The 16,469-nt window shown below is 63.0% G+C and carries 15 protein-coding genes; 4 read left to right on the plus strand and 11 right to left on the minus strand.

The window, feature by feature from the left end; translation table 11 throughout:
* Positions 1–113: 113 nt before the first annotated feature.
* The 3 genes from queF (at position 114) to GNP00_RS05355 (ending at position 2,894) form a co-directional block, all read left to right on the plus strand.
* Complete coding sequence (gene queF, locus GNP00_RS05345; protein WP_011579789.1) at positions 114–575, plus strand: preQ(1) synthase; 462 nt, start codon at positions 114–116, stop codon at positions 573–575.
* A 166-nt stretch (positions 576–741) separates the two neighbouring features.
* A complete protein-coding gene (gene mutL, locus GNP00_RS05350; RefSeq protein ID WP_166015761.1) occupies positions 742–2,604 on the plus strand; it encodes a DNA mismatch repair endonuclease MutL in 1,863 nt (620 codons plus the stop codon).
* A gap of 62 nt (positions 2,605–2,666) precedes the next feature.
* A complete protein-coding gene (locus GNP00_RS05355; protein ID WP_011579787.1) occupies positions 2,667–2,894 on the plus strand; it encodes a DUF2093 domain-containing protein in 228 nt (75 codons plus the stop codon).
* A 33-nt stretch (positions 2,895–2,927) separates the two neighbouring features.
* On the opposite strand, the gene lpxK is transcribed toward GNP00_RS05355, so the two are convergent.
* From lpxK to GNP00_RS05385, 6 genes are all read right to left on the minus strand, one after another.
* Positions 2,928–3,959 (minus strand): tetraacyldisaccharide 4'-kinase, encoded by a 1,032-nt coding sequence (gene lpxK / locus GNP00_RS05360; RefSeq protein ID WP_011579786.1) that lies wholly within the window; start codon positions 3,957–3,959, stop codon positions 2,928–2,930.
* A 4-nt stretch (positions 3,960–3,963) separates the two neighbouring features.
* Positions 3,964–5,283 (minus strand): lipid IV(A) 3-deoxy-D-manno-octulosonic acid transferase, encoded by a 1,320-nt coding sequence (gene waaA / locus GNP00_RS05365; protein ID WP_166015763.1) that lies wholly within the window; start codon positions 5,281–5,283, stop codon positions 3,964–3,966.
* Positions 5,280–6,023 carry a lysophospholipid acyltransferase family protein gene (locus GNP00_RS05370; RefSeq protein ID WP_011579784.1) on the minus strand — a complete coding sequence of 248 codons (744 nt, stop codon included), beginning with the start codon at positions 6,021–6,023 and terminating at the stop codon, positions 5,280–5,282. Before GNP00_RS05370 ends, waaA begins: the two co-directional genes overlap by 4 nt.
* Before the next feature lie 58 nt (positions 6,024–6,081).
* Positions 6,082–6,333 (minus strand): DUF4170 domain-containing protein, encoded by a 252-nt coding sequence (locus GNP00_RS05375; protein ID WP_011579783.1) that lies wholly within the window; start codon positions 6,331–6,333, stop codon positions 6,082–6,084.
* A gap of 126 nt (positions 6,334–6,459) precedes the next feature.
* Positions 6,460–7,254 (minus strand): inositol monophosphatase family protein, encoded by a 795-nt coding sequence (locus GNP00_RS05380; protein ID WP_011579782.1) that lies wholly within the window; start codon positions 7,252–7,254, stop codon positions 6,460–6,462.
* Positions 7,247–8,584, minus strand: a complete 1,338-nt coding sequence (locus GNP00_RS05385) for a TldD/PmbA family protein (protein ID WP_011579781.1) — start codon at positions 8,582–8,584, stop codon at positions 7,247–7,249. The genes GNP00_RS05380 and GNP00_RS05385 overlap by 8 nt, the downstream gene beginning before the upstream one ends.
* Positions 8,585–8,762: 178 nt before the next feature.
* On the opposite strand from GNP00_RS05385, the gene GNP00_RS05390 reads away from it, so the two are divergent.
* Positions 8,763–10,562, plus strand: coding sequence for a monovalent cation:proton antiporter-2 (CPA2) family protein (locus GNP00_RS05390; RefSeq protein ID WP_011579780.1), 1,800 nt, complete (start codon positions 8,763–8,765; stop codon positions 10,560–10,562).
* Positions 10,563–10,575: 13 nt separating this feature from the next.
* Here the strand turns inward: GNP00_RS05390 and GNP00_RS05395 are convergent, their stop codons facing one another.
* The 5 genes from GNP00_RS05395 to GNP00_RS05415 all read right to left on the minus strand — a co-directional run bounded on the left by GNP00_RS05395 (position 10,576) and on the right by GNP00_RS05415 (position 16,386).
* Complete coding sequence (locus GNP00_RS05395) at positions 10,576–11,463, minus strand: patatin-like phospholipase family protein (protein ID WP_011579779.1); 888 nt, start codon at positions 11,461–11,463, stop codon at positions 10,576–10,578.
* Between the two features lie 104 nt (positions 11,464–11,567).
* A complete protein-coding gene (locus GNP00_RS05400) occupies positions 11,568–12,923 on the minus strand; it encodes a M16 family metallopeptidase (RefSeq protein WP_011579778.1) in 1,356 nt (451 codons plus the stop codon).
* Positions 12,920–14,281 (minus strand): M16 family metallopeptidase, encoded by a 1,362-nt coding sequence (locus GNP00_RS05405; protein ID WP_011579777.1) that lies wholly within the window; start codon positions 14,279–14,281, stop codon positions 12,920–12,922. The genes GNP00_RS05400 and GNP00_RS05405 overlap by 4 nt, the downstream gene beginning before the upstream one ends.
* An 85-nt stretch (positions 14,282–14,366) precedes the next feature.
* On the minus strand, positions 14,367–14,927 hold the full coding sequence (gene rsmD, locus GNP00_RS05410; RefSeq protein WP_011579776.1) for a 16S rRNA (guanine(966)-N(2))-methyltransferase RsmD: 561 nt from the start codon (positions 14,925–14,927) through the stop codon (positions 14,367–14,369).
* Positions 14,928–14,985: 58 nt separating this feature from the next.
* Positions 14,986–16,386, minus strand: coding sequence for a pseudouridine synthase (locus tag GNP00_RS05415; protein WP_011579775.1), 1,401 nt, complete (start codon positions 16,384–16,386; stop codon positions 14,986–14,988).
* Positions 16,387–16,469: the final 83 nt, after the last annotated feature.

The raw sequence follows: 16,469 nt of genomic DNA on the forward strand, positions 1-16,469 counted from the left end.
CATGTCGCGCGCCATCCGTCAAATGCGGAGCTGCGGTCGCGGCTATTTCCGTTCCATTCGACCGGGCGAAGGCATATAAGGCCGCCGACACAGAACCAAAGGGAGTCATTCCCATGACCGATACCCGCAACCTGACGCAGCTCGGGAGCAAAACGCAAGCGCCCGCCTCTCCGGAAGCTGCCACGCTCGAGACGGCGCCATTTTCCCGCGGCGACGGGCCGGCGGCAATCGTCCGCTTCACCTGCCCGGAATTCACGTCGCTCTGCCCGGTAACGGGCCAACCGGACTTTGCTCATATCGTGATCGATTACGCGCCGGACAAGCTTCTGGTGGAATCGAAATCGCTGAAGCTCTTCCTCACCTCTTTCCGCAATCATGGCGCCTTCCATGAGGATTGCACGGTGATGATCGGCAGGCGCATCGTGGAAGCGACCAAGCCTCTCTGGCTCAGAATCGGCGGCTATTGGTATCCGCGCGGCGGCATCCCCATCGACGTCTTCTGGCAGACGGGCACGCCACCAAAGGACGCCTGGGTTCCCGAAACAGGCGTGCCGCCCTATCGAGGGCGGGGCTGAACCCACCTGACATTCCTGCCGCCAGCCCAGGCTGATGGGGCATCTCCCTCGGCTGGTGAAAGGCAAATCCCTGGGGTTTCAAAGCCTGGCGCTTAGGATTTTCAAGAAAGGGGGTAACCTCCGCGCGGCCCTTCGCCCGGAAGGCGAATCCCGTTATAAAATCGCCATGCCGATCCGAGCGCTAGCCGACATTATCATCAATCAGATTGCCGCCGGCGAGGTTATCGAGCGGCCGGCAAGCGTCGTGAAGGAGCTTGTGGAGAATGCGCTCGACGCCGGCGCGAAGCGCATCGAGGTGGCGACTGCCGGCGGCGGGCTCAACCTTATCCGCGTGATCGACGACGGCGGCGGGATTCCGCCGGAAGAATTGCCTTTGGCTGTCGCGCGGCATTGCACCTCCAAGCTCACCAGCGACATCCACGACATTCGCACGCTCGGCTTTCGCGGCGAAGCCCTGCCTTCCATCGGCTCGGTGGGCCGGCTCACGCTGCGCTCGCGCACGCCGGACGCCGATGGCGGAGCGGAGATCACGGTGGATGGAGGAAAAGCCAGTGCCGTCAAGCCTGTGGCGGCCAATCGGGGCACGACTGTGGAGGTCCGCGACCTCTTCTTCGCCACTCCGGCGAGGCTCAAATTCATGAAGAGCGAGCGGGCGGAGGCAGCGGCCATCACGGAGGTGGTGAAGCGCATCGCGCTCGCCTTTCCCGCCGTTCGCTTCATGCTTTCCGGCACCGACCGCACGTCCACCGAGCTGCCCGCCGTTTCTGCCGACGGCGATGGCCTCCTGCGCCGGCTCGGCCAGATCATCGGCAAGGATTTTGCCGAGAACGCCCTGCCGATCGATGCGGAGCGGGAGGGCGTGTTTCTTACCGGTTATGCCTCCATTCCTTCCTTCACCCGCGGCAACGCGCTTGCCCAGTTTGCCTATGTGAACGGAAGGCCGGTGCGCGACAAGCTGATCGCGGGCGCCATTCGCGGCGCCTATATGGATGCGCTGCCAAGAGATCGGCACGCCGTAACCGCTCTCTTCATCTCCCTCGATCCCGCTCTGGTGGACGTCAATGTCCATCCCGCCAAGGCGGATGTGCGCTTCCGCGATCCCGGCCTCGTGCGCGGCCTGATCGTCGGCGCAATCCGTCAGGCGCTGGAGGGGGCGGGAGTGCGCGCTGCCACCACAGGTGCGGCCGCCATGCTGCAAGCCTTTCGCGTTCCGGAAGGCCCGTCCCGGGCAAACGGGGCGAATGACTTCACTGGCCGGCCTTTCAGCGGCACAGAGCGCCCTCGAGGCGGATGGAGCATGGAGCTTTCGCCCAGCCGTCCGCTTGAAGATGCCTTTCCCCCCGCGGCAAACGGCTTTGCCGAGGCGCAGCAGGTTGTCTTCGACATAGGATCGGTCGTCAGTGCCGATGCGCGCGCCGGCACCCTTGAGGCTCTGTCGGATCTCGTGGGCCGTCCGCTCGGTGCTGCCAGGGCGCAGGTGCATGAAAACTATATCGTCGCGCAGACGGAGGATTCGCTTGTCATCGTCGACCAGCACGCGGCCCATGAGAGGCTCGTTTACGAGGCCCTGAAGGATGCAATCCACTCCAAGCCGCTCCCCTCGCAAATGCTCCTGATGCCGGAGATCGTGGACCTGCCGGAGGAGGATGCCGAGTGGCTTTGCGCGCACGCGGAATTCCTGGCGCGGCTCGGCTTCGGTGTCGAGCGGTTCGGGCCGGGTGCCATCTGCGTGCGGGAAACGCCCTCCATGCTGGGCGAGGTGGATATTGCCGCCCTCATCCGCGACCTCGCCGACGAAATCGCGGACAATGACACGGCCAACAGCCTCAAAAAGCGCATCGATCACATCGCCGCCACGATGGCCTGCCACGGCTCCATCCGGTCCGGCCGCAGGCTCAAGCCGGAAGAGATGAACGCTCTCTTGAGACAGATGGAGGCGACGCCCGGCTCAGGAACGTGCAATCACGGCCGGCCGACCTATATCGAGCTGAAGCTTGCGGATATCGAGCGTTTGTTCGGCCGTCGTTAGGGGTCGCGCTTGACGGATCAAGCGAATATGGCGCAAGAAGCGCGCAGGCAAAAGGCTAAGGCATGAACCGTTTCGAGGGCCCGGGCGCCCGTGAAGCACGCATCCGTTATCTGGACGGGGATTTTCAGGTTCTGACCCCCGGCGCGTTCGTGCGCTGTGCGGTGACAGGGGAACCTATCCCGCTTGAGGAGCTCAAATATTGGAGCGTGGCGCGCCAGGAGCCATATCTCAATGCCGAGATCTCCTTCCAGAGAGAACTCGAGCTGCATCCGGAGCTTCGGCGGCGCTAGCACATTGTGGGTCCTGAACGGCGCACAAGCTCATCAGCGCTTCAGCATGCGCTCCCGCCAAGCCTGCTGGGCAGCGTTGATGATGGCATCCGGCGCTCCGGGCTCATCGAAGACCGCCTCAACCTTCAGAGCCTGGACGGAGGCGGCGAAATCCCGCATGGGCTGCATGCTGTTCTGCAGCCGGACGAAATCCTTTTCCGTGGTGACGAGCAGAAGGGATTCCTTTGCTGCCTCCCGCGAAAGCTCGCTCACATCCTCTTCGGTGAAAAGATGATGATCGGGGAAGGAGCGTTCCAACACGATGTCCGCGCCGCACGCTTTTAACGTGGCGTAGAATTTCCGGGGATTGCCGATCCCCGCGAAGGCGAGCACGCGCTTGCCTTTAAGGCCGTTCCGGGAGCGCGGCCGGATGCGCGCCGAATAGACCGGCCGGCCGGCGCGCGAAGCGCTGCGCACTACGATGTCGGCCGCATCCCCCTCCCCCATGGTCACCACCCCGTCGGCAAAGCGCATCTGCTCCGTGAGCGGAGCGCGCATCGGCCCGGCGGGAAACACGTGCCCGTTGCCGAGGCCGCGCATGGCATCGACAACGATGAGCGCATAATCCATGTGGAGCCGCGCGCTCTGAAAGCCGTCGTCCATGATGATGAGATTGCAGCCTGCCTGAACGAGACGGCGCGCCCCTGCGGCCCGGTCCCGGGAAATGACGGTCAGGGCCTGGCGCGCCAGAAGAAGAGGTTCGTCCCCCACTGCGCGAGCGGAATCGTCCTCCGGGCTTACAATGTGCGGCTTAAAATGGCTGCCGCCATAGCCACGGCTCAGGAATCCGACCGTCAGGCCCTTCCTCATGGCATGCCGGGCGAGCGCGATGGCAATCGGCGTCTTGCCTTCGCCCCCGACCGTTAGGTTGCCTATACAAAGGACGGCGGCAGGAATCTTCTCACGCTTAGCCGCCCGCAATCGCGCGCTGGCGGCGAATCCGTAAGCCGACGACAAAGGCCAGAGCGCCCAAGCGCGCCAATCCGGCTTCTCCCACCAGAAGGGCGGCGCTTCGCTTGCGGCCATCAGATCACCCCCCTGTATCGCCGCCTTGCAGGCGGGCCTTGACGGTCAGCGGATGGATGAAGGGATCGAGCGCGCTCAAAGTCCGCGTGAGTGCGCCCGACATCTCCTTCACCGTCTTTCTGCCCGCGGCGATCATCCCCTGACGCATCTCGTCGTTCTTGAGAAGAAAATTAACCGCCCCGGCAAGCATTTGCGAGTCGCGCACCAGCTTGGCCCCGCCGCGTTCGATCAGCCTGCGATAGGAGTCCCGGAAGTTCTCGACATTGACCCCGGAAAGGACCGCGGTTTCCAGCATCGCGGGTTCCAGCGGGTTCTGCCCCCCTTTCCCGGTCATGGAGCGGCCGACGAAGGCGATCTCCGTCAGCCGCAAATAAAGCCCCATCTCGCCGATGCTGTTGCCGAGCAGGATATCCGTGGATGGCGAAACCAGAGGACCTCCGTTGCGCAAGGCAACCTTCAGTCCACGGGCCGCCAGTTCGGCCTTCAGAGCCGCACAGCGCTCCGGATGGCGCGGAACGATGATCGTCAGGAGATCCGGATGCCGCTTTTTCACGAGCATGTGGACGTCGGCCGCAATCATCTCCTCCCCCTCATGGGTGGAAACGGCAGCCCAGGTTTTGCGGCCGTTGATTGTGCGCCTCAGCAGATCCAGCGCGCTCTGGTCGACGGGCGGCACATGGGTATCGACCTTGAGATTGCCCGAAACCGTAACGGGTCGCGCGCCAAGCTGGCGAAAACGCGCTCCATCCAGTTCCGACTGCGCCACCACATGGGCCAGGTTCTCAAAAAGCGCTTCTGCGAGCGAGGGCCGGCGCTGCCAACGCGCAAAGGAACGGTCCGACATGCGGCCGTTCACCAGAACCTGGGGAACGCGGCGGGCGCCCAACTCCAGAATCGTCAGCGGCCAGATCTCCGACTCCGCCATGACGGCCAAGTCGGGCCTCCAGTGGTTCAGGAAGCGGCTGACCGCCGGCTTCAGGTCGAGAGGGACATATTGATGGATGATGCGATCTCCGAGCCGCTCCGAAGCCACGCTCGCCGATGTCACGGTGCCGGTCGTAAGCACAACCTTGATGCCGCTCGCCAGAAAATGCTCGATCAGCCCCATCACGGCCATGGTCTCGCCTACGCTGGCGGCGTGCATCCAGACCAGCGGGCCCTCCGGGCGGGGGATATCGAACCTGCCGTAACGCTCGTGCCGCCGGGCCCGGTCCTCCTTGCCCTTGCTGACACGCCAGGCGACATAGCCGCCGACGAAGGGGAAGGCGGCCGCGCCCGCCCAGCGATAGGTCGTCAGCATGGCGCGTGCCCAACGCTCGCTCATCGGGTGTCACGGCCGCGGTTGGAGGAGGTTCCATCCACAAGCGCATAGGCGCGGCGCGTGGCAAGATTGAGCGCGTCCGTCACCTCTTGCCGCTTGCGCTCCATCTCATTTTCATCCGCATCCACCGCCACGTGGATCGGCTCCCCCATGATGACGGCACATCGTCCGAACGGGAGATTGATCGCCGTCTTGTCCCATGTGCGCTCCAGCACCTTGCGGCGGCTGGTCGCGATTGCCATGGGCACGACCGGGCGCCCGGAAATCCTTGCAAGAGTGACAACGCCCAAGCCCGCCTCGCGCGGCGTGCCGTGGGGGATATCTGCGATCATCGCCGCGTTCGAGCCGGCGTCAATCGCGCGCTTCAGCTGGATGAGCGCGGCCGCCCCCCCTTTCTGAGCGCTATTCTTTTGCTGCCGCCCGCCTGAACCGCGAACCACCTGAATATCCATCTTCTCGGCCACCAGCGCATTGAGTTCGGCATCGGCACTTCTGGAAAAGAGCGCCACCAGCGGCTGCCGGCGCGGCTTGATCGCCGGCGCAAGAAGATGCTGCCCGTGCCAGAGCGCTATGATGAGTGGCGAGAGCTTGTCGACCGTGCCTTCCACATCGTGGGAACCTTCCACGCGCCGATTGGTCCGCTCGATGAAGCGCAGAGCCGCCGCCATCAGGGAGGCGAGGAAATTCTTCACAAAACGGGAGCGCGCGAGCGGCTGGCGGATGCGCCGCCAAAACGCTTTCATTGGCCGCTCCCGACGCTGCTCTTTCACCGACGCAACAACCGCCCTTTCCGCCATCAACTCAGCTACGCCCGCTATTGCCAGCGTCCGGATCCAGCAGACGATGAAGATGAACGATGAAGTAGCGCATGTGAGCATTGTCCACGGTCTGCTGCGCCTTTGCCCGCCATGCGGCCTCGGCACTCTTGTAGTCTGGGTAGATGCCCACGATGTCCAATGCATCAAGATCGCGAAACTCGGTGCTCGTAAGCGTCTTCAGCTCGCCGCCGAAAACGAGATGAAGAAGCTGTTTTTTACCCTGATCGTCAGCCATCGGCTCATCTTCCCCATTCTTGGAACTTTTATGGCAAGCCCGCGAAGCAGTCGCCTGATCTAGATTAATTCGTGCCCTTTGAAAACCTTTGCACTTCCCGGGTGCCAAGAAGGCTCCGTATGCCGGCTATTCCCGGATTTCGGCAACGACGCCGGCCATGATCTCCAGCAGCCTCCCGCTGCCTGCCGCAAGCGGTCCACGGCGCGGGTCCGGCCCGGCATAATGGGGGCGCCGCATCGCCCCGTCGACGATACTTCCCCCCGCCTCCTCCAGGATGAGGTCGGCCGCTGCCAGATCCCAGTCATGGGAGGAAGGCTTCACGAAAGTGGCATCCAGTGCACCGCTCGCCACCAGGGCAATTCTATAGGCGAGAGAGGGCACATAGGGGTGAGGCGCCACCTTGGAATAGATCTCCGGCGGCAAGGCCTTGATCATATTTTTCGGCCCGGCGAGCGAAAGCTCGCGGCCCGGCGTCTTGATACTGATCGCCCGGCCGTCGCGGTGTGCTCCGCCGCCTCGAACGGCGCTGAAAATCTCCCCGCACGCCGGACAGTCCAGTACACCGGCCACCGCACGTCCGTTTTCGACCACCGCTATGCTCACGCACCAGGAGCTCCGCCCGTCGATGAACGCGCGCGTCCCGTCAATCGGGTCCACCACGAATGTGCGTGGTGCGTTCAGCCTTTCCTTGTTGTCGGCCGTCTCCTCCGATAGCCAGCCATAGTGGGGGCGCTCCTCAAGCAGGACCCGGCGCAGGAAAAGATCGACATCCAAATCGGCCTGGCTTACCGGCGATCTGCCGTCCTTCCACCACACTTCCGGATCGCGCCGGAAATAACCCATCGCGATCCGACCCGCTTCCCGCGCCGCCTCGACGATCAGCGAAAGCTCTTGCGCAGGGGTGAAGGAGGCCTCACTCACCGGCAATCGTCATCCCTTCGATGAGCAGCGTCGGGGCGGCAATGCCGTAGTTCCGGTCTAGATCGCTCGCGGGCGTCATGCGCAGGAACATGTCCTTCAGATTCGATGCAATGGTGATCTCCGACACCGGATAAGCAATCGCGCCGTTCTCGATCCAAAAACCGGAAGCGCCGCGGCTATAGTCACCGGTGACAAGATCCACACCATGGCCGAACAACTCCGTCACATAAAAGCCGCTCTTGACCGAAGCCAGCATGTCCTCGGCAGAGCCTTCCCCCGGCTCGATGGCGAGATTCGTGCAGGAAGGATTGACGGACGAGGAGGCGCGCACGCCGCGTCCGTTCGTTTCAAGCCCCAGTTCCCGCGCTACCGAGCTGGAGAGAAGCCACGTGGTCAGAACGCCTTTTTCCACCGGCACCAGCGGAACACCGGCAATGCCCTCGCCATCGAAAGGCCGGGAATTCGAGCCCCGGCGCCGAAAGGGATCGTCCGTCACCGTGATGTTTTCGGCAGCGACCTTCTTGCCCATCATCTCCCGTAAAAATGTCGTCTTGCGCGCGACCGCCGCACCGTTGATCGCCGAAGCAATATGGCCGGCAATCCCGCGCGCCACCCGCGGATCGTAGATCACAGGAAAAACACCGGTCTTCACGCGGCGCGGGTTGAGGCGTTTGACGGCACGCTCTCCTGCTGTGCGTCCCAGCTTCTCGGGCGTGTCGAGATCGGCGAAGTGAAGCCGCGACGAGTAGTCGTAATCGCGCTCCATCTTCGTGCCCTCGCCGGCAATGACGCTCAGCGAGCGGCCGAAGCGCGTGGCCGAGTATTCACCGACGAAACCGTCAGAGGTGGCCAACACCAAACCGCCTGTTCCCGCGCTCGCGCCGGCTCCAGAAGAATTGGTAACGCCAGGCACGGCAAGGGCGGCGTCCTCCGCGGCGAGCGCATCCTCCTTGAGGCGTTCGGCGGAAACCTCGGTCGGATCGACCAGATCGAGATCGGCGACTTCGCGCGCGAGCCGATGGCGGTCGGCAAGCCCTTGATAGGGGTCTTTGGGAGAGGCTTTCGCCATGGCCACGGCCCGCTCGGCCAGGACCGCCGGGTCGGAGCTCGTCGTCGCCGAAACGCTCGCGACACGCCGTCCGACAAAGACACGCAAGGACATATCGTCGCTTTCAGCCGATTCGGTGCCTTCGACCTTTCCAAGCCGAACCGAGACGCTGCTCGAGCGGGAACGCATCACCACGGCATCGGCGGCGTCCGCGCCGGCGCGTTTCGCTGCCTCCACGAGGCTGGTTACGCGGTCGAGGAGGCTTTTTTCATCGAGAGGCATATTGGCTCCGGGACAGAATTCCGAAAACACCGCCTTGCGGCGCTATGGCAACAATTTGGAGGAGATGAGAGAGTGGGCAAGACTTGGACATGGACTTCCATTTATGGTGGCCGAAGGGGTGGCGCAATGGCGACTGCGCATACCCCCGTCCGCTGACAAGAAAAAACGGATAGCGCGCATGGAAGCAGCCCTGGATACATATTACCAGCCACTCCTCCTTCTGGGAGCCGCCGTGATCGCGGCTCCACTATTCAAGCGGCTTGGGCTCGGCACCGTCCTCGGCTATCTGGCCGCCGGTATTGCGATGGGGCCGGTTGCGCGCCTAATCTCCGACGGAGAGGATCTCCTGCCTATCGCCGAGCTTGGCGTCGTCTTCCTGCTCTTTCTCATTGGCCTTGATCTCAATCCCTCCCGCCTCTGGGCCATGCGGCGGCAGATCTTCGGGCTGGGGGCCGCTCAGGTCGTGGTCACAGGGGCAGTGCTCGCGCTCGCCGCTCTCGTTTTTTTCGGCTTATCGCCCGCTGCCGCGGTCGTAATCGGCTTCGGCCTCGCGCTCTCCTCCACGGCCTTTGGCGTGCAGATCATGGAGTCGGAAGGCACGCTCAATCGGCCATATGGCCGAACGGCCATTTCCATCCTGCTCCTGCAGGATCTCGCGATCGCACCGCTTCTGGCGCTCATCCCGCTGCTCTCACCGGGGGGCGAGGGCGCCGAGGACATTACCTTTAGCGGTTTTGCACTGGCACTTGCCTGCGTTGCCGCGCTCATCCTGGCCGGGCGATATCTCCTCAATCCGCTCTTCCGGCTTATCGGAAGCACCGGCGCGCGCGAGGCGATGATCGCCGCGGCTCTTTTGGTGGTGCTCGGCTCTGCCACGCTCCTGCAAGTCGCGGGATTGTCGATGGGCCTCGGCGCCTTCATCGCCGGCGTGCTGCTCGCGGACTCGTCTTATCGTCACGAGCTTACCGCCGATATCGAGCCCTTCCGCGGCATCTTGCTCGGGCTCTTCTTCATGGCCATCGGCCTCTCGCTCGATCTAGACGTGGTGCTGGAAAACTGGCTTCTGGTTCTTGGCCTTGTTCCCGCCTTCATGCTCGCGAAGGCGGTTCTCCTTTACGGCATTTGCCGGCTGTTCGGCTGTCAACACAACCAGGCTGTCCATGTGGCCTCCTTGCTCCCGCAAGGCGGCGAGTTCGGCTTCGTCCTATTCACGGCAGCTTCCGCCGCGCTGATCTTCTCGCCTGAAACCGCCTCGCTTCTCATCGCGATCGTCACGCTTTCCATGGCAATGACACCGGCCGTGGTCCGCATGGGCGCGCTGCTGATGCTTCCCGAGGAGCGCGAGGAAATCGACGAGACGTTCGACGGCGCAGGTTCCGAGATCTTGATGATCGGCTTCTCGCGTTTCGGCCAGGTCGCCTCGCAGATCCTCCTAGCAGGTGGGGTGGATGTCACGATCATCGATCATTCGGCCACACGCGTGCGATCGGTCGAGAAATTCGGCTTTCGCATCTATTTTGGCGACGGGCGGCGCAAAGAGGTGCTGGAGGCCGCCGGAATCAACAAAGCCAAGGTGGTTGCCGTCTGCACCAATGTTCGTGCGACGACGGATGCTATCGTCAACATGATCCGGTCCGAGTTTCCGCATGTGAAGCTTTATGTGCGCTCCTACGACCGCGAGCATACGCTTTCGCTCAAGGCACGAGGCGTCGACTACGAGATTCGCGAGACGTTCGAATCCGCGCTCGTTTTCGGCCAGCGCTCGCTGACAGAGCTCGGGACCAGCGAAGAGGTCGCCCTGGAAATCGTGGAGGACGTGCGCCGCCGTGACGAAGAGCGGCTTGCGATTCAGGCCGTAGAGGGTATCCAGGCGGGCGGCGACAGAATGCATGTCCGTCCGGTCACGCCCGAGCCTTTGACAAAGCCCGCGCGCGAAGCGCGCCGCCTCGATCCGGCAGTGAAGGAGAATTCGGGCTAGGAATTTTTACGGGTCAGGCCGCGTCCCGCTTCAAAAGCGCCTCCACGCCGCGCTTCAGCTCGTCCTTGATGGATGCGGTTTCAGCCATGATCTCATCCATCTTCATGAAGTCGAGCACACGGAAGCCGGAGATAGCCGGCCTCAGCAGAATGTCCGGCCGCTGCTTCTGCAGCTTCATGGCGATGATGGACTGCATCATGAGCTGCGTCGTCCCGAACATCATTTCGATCGTGTTGGGAATCTTAGACGTGCGGACGCTGGGCACGCCGACCACGTCGACGGCGATCAGAATATCGGCGGCGCCTTCCAGTATGTCGAAGGGAACCGGATTGTAGATGCCGCCGTCGATCAGCATGCGGCCGTCGCGCATTACCGGGCGGAACACCGCCGGAAGCGCCGCGGAGGCCGCAAGCGCCGACCAGAGTTCTCCGCTATCGAATACGGTGAGGTGGTGGCCGTAATAGTCGGTGGCTGTTACCCGCAGCGGGATTTCGAGCTTCTCGAACGTGTCGGGTATCTGCCGCGGCAAAAACTCCTTCAGGATGCGCTCCGCGTTGAACTGGCCCAAGCGCAGGCCCGTTTCCATCATTTCCGAGAATTTGGCCGGCCGGGCGCGCCAGATACGTGCGACCACCTCTGACCGGCGGGCAAGGACCGAGGCTGCATGGGCGCGGAGCTCCTTGCCCTGCATGCCGGCGGCCATCCCCGCTCCCATGATCGCGCCGATGGAAGAGCCTGAAATGGCGGCCGGACGAATGCCCAATTCGTCCAGCGCCTCGATGACATGGATATGCGCAAGCCCCCGCGCGCCGCCGCCGCCAAAGGCGATGGCAAAGCTTGGGGTTGACGACTTGCGTGTGACGAAGCCGGACTCTGCCTTGGCGCGCTTCTGATCAACCATTGCCTTTGCCCTCCCAGAACGAACGGCTTCGTATCGCCCGCAGTTCCGGAAAAGGCCCCAGCCTTTCCCTGCGGCAGCCGGTGGGTCCGGCTGCCGTTTTTCTTTCAGTTCTCGGCCTTCATCTCCGGCCCGACAAGGAGGACTGTCGGCTCGACCGAAAGAAGCCGCGTCGCCATTTCCTTCACCTCATCCATCGTAACCGCCTCGAAAAGGCCAACGCGCTTCTGGATGTAGTCCCTGCCGCGGCCAAGCCTCTGCAGGCCCACCAGCGTGTTTGCGATCTGGCTGCTCGAACTCAACTGCGATATCGCATAGGAGCCGATCGCGTATTTCTTGGCGTCGGCGAGTTCCCTCTCCGTCGGACCCTCTTCGACCATCTGGCGAACAACCTCCCGCGTTGTCCTGATCGTTTCGGCCGCGCGGTCGCTGCCCGTGGCCACGCCAATGGACAGATCGCCCCAGTCGATATTGGCATCCAGGTTGGCATAGGCGCCATAAGTGAGGCCGCGCTTCTCGCGCAGTTCCGTGAACAGCCGAGAGCTCAAGCCGCTGCCGCCCATTATCTCCGCCAGGAGCGTGGCGGAATAGACGTCAGGGCTGGTCGCGGAAACGCCGGGATAGACGAAGCTGATAGATGTCTGCGGCCGATCGTAGACCTCGCGAACCACCTTTCCGAAATTGATCTTCGGAGCAGGGACTTCGGCCACCTCGGCCTCCGCCGGAAGATCGCCGAAGACCTGGTCGAGCACGCGTTCAAGCGTGGCCGGATCGATCGCGCCGACCACGCCCACGAGCAGGTTGGAGCGGGCGAAAAGCTTCTTGTGGAAGGCCGCCAGATCCTCGCGTGTGACGGCAGCAAGGGTATCCTCCGTCACCGGGCGGCCCAGCGGATGATCTCCATAAAGAGCGGCCATCAGAGCCTTTTGCCCGCGCACGTCAGGATCGTTGCTGCTCGACCGCTCGTCGGAGATCGCAACCGCTTTGTCACGGGCGAATTCGGGCTCGTCGAAGCGCGGAGACTTCACGGCAAGCGAAAGGAGCTCCAGCGGCTCCTCCGTTTCGCCGGCAAGAACTCTCAGCCTGCCCGAAATGAGCTCCGGGCTCGCGCGGAAGGAGAGATCGGCTCCGGTCTCGTACAAACGCTGCTGGAAGGTATCGGAGTCCAGGTCGCCGGCGCCGTTGTCGAGCAGCGAGGCCATCAAGTCGGCGACGCCCTCCTTGCCTTTGGGGTCATTGTTGCTGCCGCCCATGAAGGCGAAGGAGATGACAACCATCGGGTCCGTCTGGTCCTCCACCAGCCATGCCTTTATGCCCTTCGGCGAAGTAACCTCGGCAATATCGAGATCAGCGCGGGCCGGAAGGACAAGGGCAAACAGAACCAGTCCGAGCGACATCGCCCGCAGGCAAGTGCGATGTGATGCTTTCATGACCATGGCCAATGCGGTTCTTTCGATTCTCATGCCGGGTCCTCCGCATCGACGGGAAGGAGATAACCGGCCACGCTGCGGCGAACCGACAGGTAGCGCTGCGCTGCTTCACGGATCTGATCGGCCGTCACCGCATCGATGCGCTCGCGGATCGATGCGACGTCATCGAGCGTGCCGCCCACCATCAGCGTCGTACCTACTTCCAGGGCGCGCGACATCTGTCTTTCCCAGGAGAAGATGAGCTGGCTCGCCAGCACCTTCTTAGCAGTCTCGAGCTCGTGCTCGGACACGTTTTCGGATGCCATCTTCTCGATTTCCTTGTCCACGGCCTGCTGCACCTCGCGCAACTTGTCCGGATCTATGGGCGAGGCGTAGACGCCCATTTGCGAATAATCGCGGAGATTCATGGAGGTCCATGCTCCGGCGGAAGACGCGATCTGCCTCTTCACCACCAATTCCTGGTGAAGCCTGCTGCGCTCGCCGCCGCCGAGGATCGTGGAAAGGAGCACGAGCGCATCGGCGTCCTGCTCGTTCTCGCCAAATGGCGCCGGGCCGAACCAGTTACGCGAAAAAGAGGGCAACGTCACACGGGGATCGCGCAGGATCACCACCTGCTCCACCTTGAGATCGGGCTCCATGGGGCGAATACGGGGCGGCAGGTCGGGCCCGCGTTCCAGCTTGCCATAGGTTTCCTCGGCGAGCTTGCGGACCGTTTCCGCATCCACGTCACCGGCGACCACCAGGACCGCGTTGTTGGGGCGATAGTAACGATCGTAGAAGGTCTGGAGCTGCTCTTTCGTCAGTTTCTCGATTTCGTGCATCCACCCGATGACGGGCGTGCCGTAGGGATGGTTGTGAAAAAGATTGGCGCCCACCGCCTCACGCAGGATGCCGGACGGGTCGTTGTCGACCCGCATCAGGCGCTCCTCCATCACCACGCGCCGCTCGGTCTCGATTGCATCGTCGCTCAGAACAAGGTTCCGCATGCGGTCGGCCTCGAATGCCATCATATCCTTGAGCGCACTCGGCGGCACCTGCTCGAAATAGGCGGTGAAATCGCTGGTGGTGAAGGCATTTTGACTGCCGCCCACCGCCTTTACCGCGGCCTCGAACGCGCCGGCCTCGTGGTTTTTCGTGGCCTTGAACATCAAGTGCTCAAAAAAATGCGCGATGCCCGACTGCCCCCTTTCCTCGTCAGCGCCTCCGGCCTTGTAGAAAAGGATATGCGTCACGACCGGCACCCGCCGCTGCGGGATGACGACGACCTGCAGCCCGTTTTCGAGCGAGAAGGTCTCGGCCTCGAAGACGTCGGGGGAACTTTGAGCGGAAGCCTGGGGCAAGCTTGCCGCGGCGACAATCAGGAATGCGGCGATAAAGGATAAAAATCTCATTCAAATGACCTGTTCAGCCTTTCGATCAGCCGCGCGTCAGCACCCGGCTGATTGCGGAGCGGAAGATGTACCACGCCTCTTGTGGCTAAACTCTGACGATCCCACAAAAGGCGAGCGTGCTGGAAGAATAGGTTCGCGTCTCGTGGATGACTATGCCTCTGGGCGCCGTAAATGGCGTTGCAGCGGATTCCTCCACCACAATCAGGGCTTCGTGCGAAAGCCATCCGCCGGCAAGCGCAGCCTCGATGGCCATCTCCCCAAGCCCGCGCCCATAGGGCGGATCGGCAAAGACAAGATTGAAGGGCTGCATCGTGCCGACAGGGCCAAGCTGCGTTGCATCGCGGCGAAATATGCGCGTGCGGCCTTGCAGGCCAAGGCTTTCGATATTTTCGCGCACGAGCGCGCGGGCCGACGCCGCTTCCTCCACGAACAGGCAATAGCCTGCCCCGCGTGACAAAGCCTCTATGCCCAGCGCTCCGCTGCCCGAGAAGAAATCGAGCACGCGCGCGCCCTCGATGGAGCCCGGATAGGAATGCTCGATGATGTTGAAAAGGGATTCGCGTGCCCGGTCCGTGGTTGGCCGGATCGCATCACTTTTTGGTGAAGTGAGCTGCCTGCCACGCAGCGCGCCGCCGACGATGCGCATTACACGCCACTCCCATGGGAAACCTTACTTCCAACCGCCGCCTCGCGCATGCCGGATCTCAGCGTTCCCTCCGTCCCTTGCCGGGGCGCGTCGGCCGATCCCCGTCACGTCTTTCCGCACGACCGGTTGCCGGACGGCCCGCGCGCGGTTTCTTCTCGGCATCTTTGGAGGCTTCCTCGGCGCGCTTCTTCCCTACCGGCCGAGCGCCTGGCGCCATCCAGACATTGGAGGCACGGGAACGCCGTTCAACGGGTGCGCGCGTCGGACCCTCCGCCTTGGAATCCCCTGACATCCGCTCCTGGCCGGATTTTTCCGGCCGAGCAGTTTTGGAGATACGCGGCGGACGCTGGTCCTTGCCTTTGTGAGCAGCGCTGCCTTTTCCTTTGAAGTCGTCCGGCCGCTTTGTCTGCAGCCTGTCGCGGGCTTCCTCGTGCTTTTCCTCTCGTGACTTCCTGCGGTTCGCCGGCTTTCTTTCCTGCCGCCCCGCATTTTCCTCTAAGCCGGTCTTGCGCTTTTCTTCCTCGGGCTTCCTGCGTTCGGCGCGCACGGGCTTGTTGGCAAAGGGTATTGCAATCGGCGCCTCGAAATCGGCGCCTGCCTGCTCGATCAACCGCTCGCCAAGCTGGTCGCGCAATGTGCGGCCTTTCACTTCCAGCACGGCGCCCTCTGGCAGGTCGCCGAGTTGGAACGGGCCATAGGAAACGCGGATCAGCCTGGTCACCTCCAGGCCAAGCGCGCCGAGGACATTCTTCACCTCACGGTTCTTGCCCTCGCGGAGGCCCAGCGTCAGCCAGGCATTGCTGCCCTGCTGACGATCCAGGCTGGCGGTGATTGCGCCGTAGAACACGCCGTCGACCGCTATGCCCTTTTCCAGCTCCGCCAGCGCCTTCGGATCGACCTTGCCATGCACGCGCACGCGATAGCGCCGGAGCCAGCCTGTGGACGGCAGTTCGAGTGCGCGCGCGAGCCCTCCGTCATTGGTAAGCAGGATGAGGCCTTCCGTGTTTATATCCAGGCGGCCCACGGTAATCAGCCGCGGCAGGCCTTCCGGCAGGGTGTCGAAAATCGTCCGGCGGCCCTCCGGGTCGCGCGTTGTGGTGACCACGCCGGCGGGTTTGTGGAAAAGAAAAAGCCGCGTGCGTTCGGCGGCGGGAAGAGGCTCGTCGTCGACTTCTATCCTGTCCGATGGGCGCACGTTGAATGCGGGCGAGGAAAGCACACGTCCGTTCACCTTCACCCTGCCTGCCTCGATCATCGCCTCCGCATCGCGCCTGGAGGCCAGCCCGGCACGCGCAAGGCGTTTGGCGATGCGCTCGCCATCCGTGCGGCCGTCTTCCCGAATTTCGTCCTTTGCCGCCTTGCCGTATTTGCCACGGGGAGCGCCTCCGGCAGCGGCCTTGCCCGCCGGCTTTCCACGTGGAGCGGTAGCTTTTTCCGATTTGTCTTTTCTATTCTTCATGCTGGCCCGAGCCTCTTGGACCGGCTAGGTATCAATTCGTCATCAGCGTTGCGAGCAAAAAGATTGGAACAGCAACGGCCGAA

Origin of the sequence: Chelativorans multitrophicus, assembly GCF_011317445.1 — a bacterium.
GTDB lineage: Bacteria > Pseudomonadota > Alphaproteobacteria > Rhizobiales > Rhizobiaceae > Chelativorans > Chelativorans multitrophicus.

Coding starts and splice junctions, on each gene's coding strand:
- queF (WP_011579789.1), top strand. CDS start 114: ATGACCGATACCCGCAACCTGACGCAGCTCGGGAGCAAAACGCAAGCG.
- mutL (WP_166015761.1), top strand. CDS start 742: ATGCCGATCCGAGCGCTAGCCGACATTATCATCAATCAGATTGCCGCC.
- GNP00_RS05355 (WP_011579787.1), top strand. CDS start 2,667: ATGAACCGTTTCGAGGGCCCGGGCGCCCGTGAAGCACGCATCCGTTAT.
- lpxK (WP_011579786.1), bottom strand. CDS start 3,959: ATGGCCGCAAGCGAAGCGCCGCCCTTCTGGTGGGAGAAGCCGGATTGG.
- waaA (WP_166015763.1), bottom strand. CDS start 5,283: ATGAGCGAGCGTTGGGCACGCGCCATGCTGACGACCTATCGCTGGGCG.
- GNP00_RS05370 (WP_011579784.1), bottom strand. CDS start 6,023: ATGAAAGCGTTTTGGCGGCGCATCCGCCAGCCGCTCGCGCGCTCCCGT.
- GNP00_RS05375 (WP_011579783.1), bottom strand. CDS start 6,333: ATGGCTGACGATCAGGGTAAAAAACAGCTTCTTCATCTCGTTTTCGGC.
- GNP00_RS05385 (WP_011579781.1), bottom strand. CDS start 8,584: ATGCCTCTCGATGAAAAAAGCCTCCTCGACCGCGTAACCAGCCTCGTG.
- GNP00_RS05390 (WP_011579780.1), top strand. CDS start 8,763: ATGGAAGCAGCCCTGGATACATATTACCAGCCACTCCTCCTTCTGGGA.
- GNP00_RS05395 (WP_011579779.1), bottom strand. CDS start 11,463: ATGGTTGATCAGAAGCGCGCCAAGGCAGAGTCCGGCTTCGTCACACGC.
- GNP00_RS05400 (WP_011579778.1), bottom strand. CDS start 12,923: ATGAGAATCGAAAGAACCGCATTGGCCATGGTCATGAAAGCATCACAT.
- GNP00_RS05405 (WP_011579777.1), bottom strand. CDS start 14,281: ATGAGATTTTTATCCTTTATCGCCGCATTCCTGATTGTCGCCGCGGCA.
- rsmD (WP_011579776.1), bottom strand. CDS start 14,927: ATGCGCATCGTCGGCGGCGCGCTGCGTGGCAGGCAGCTCACTTCACCA.
- GNP00_RS05415 (WP_011579775.1), bottom strand. CDS start 16,386: ATGAAGAATAGAAAAGACAAATCGGAAAAAGCTACCGCTCCACGTGGA.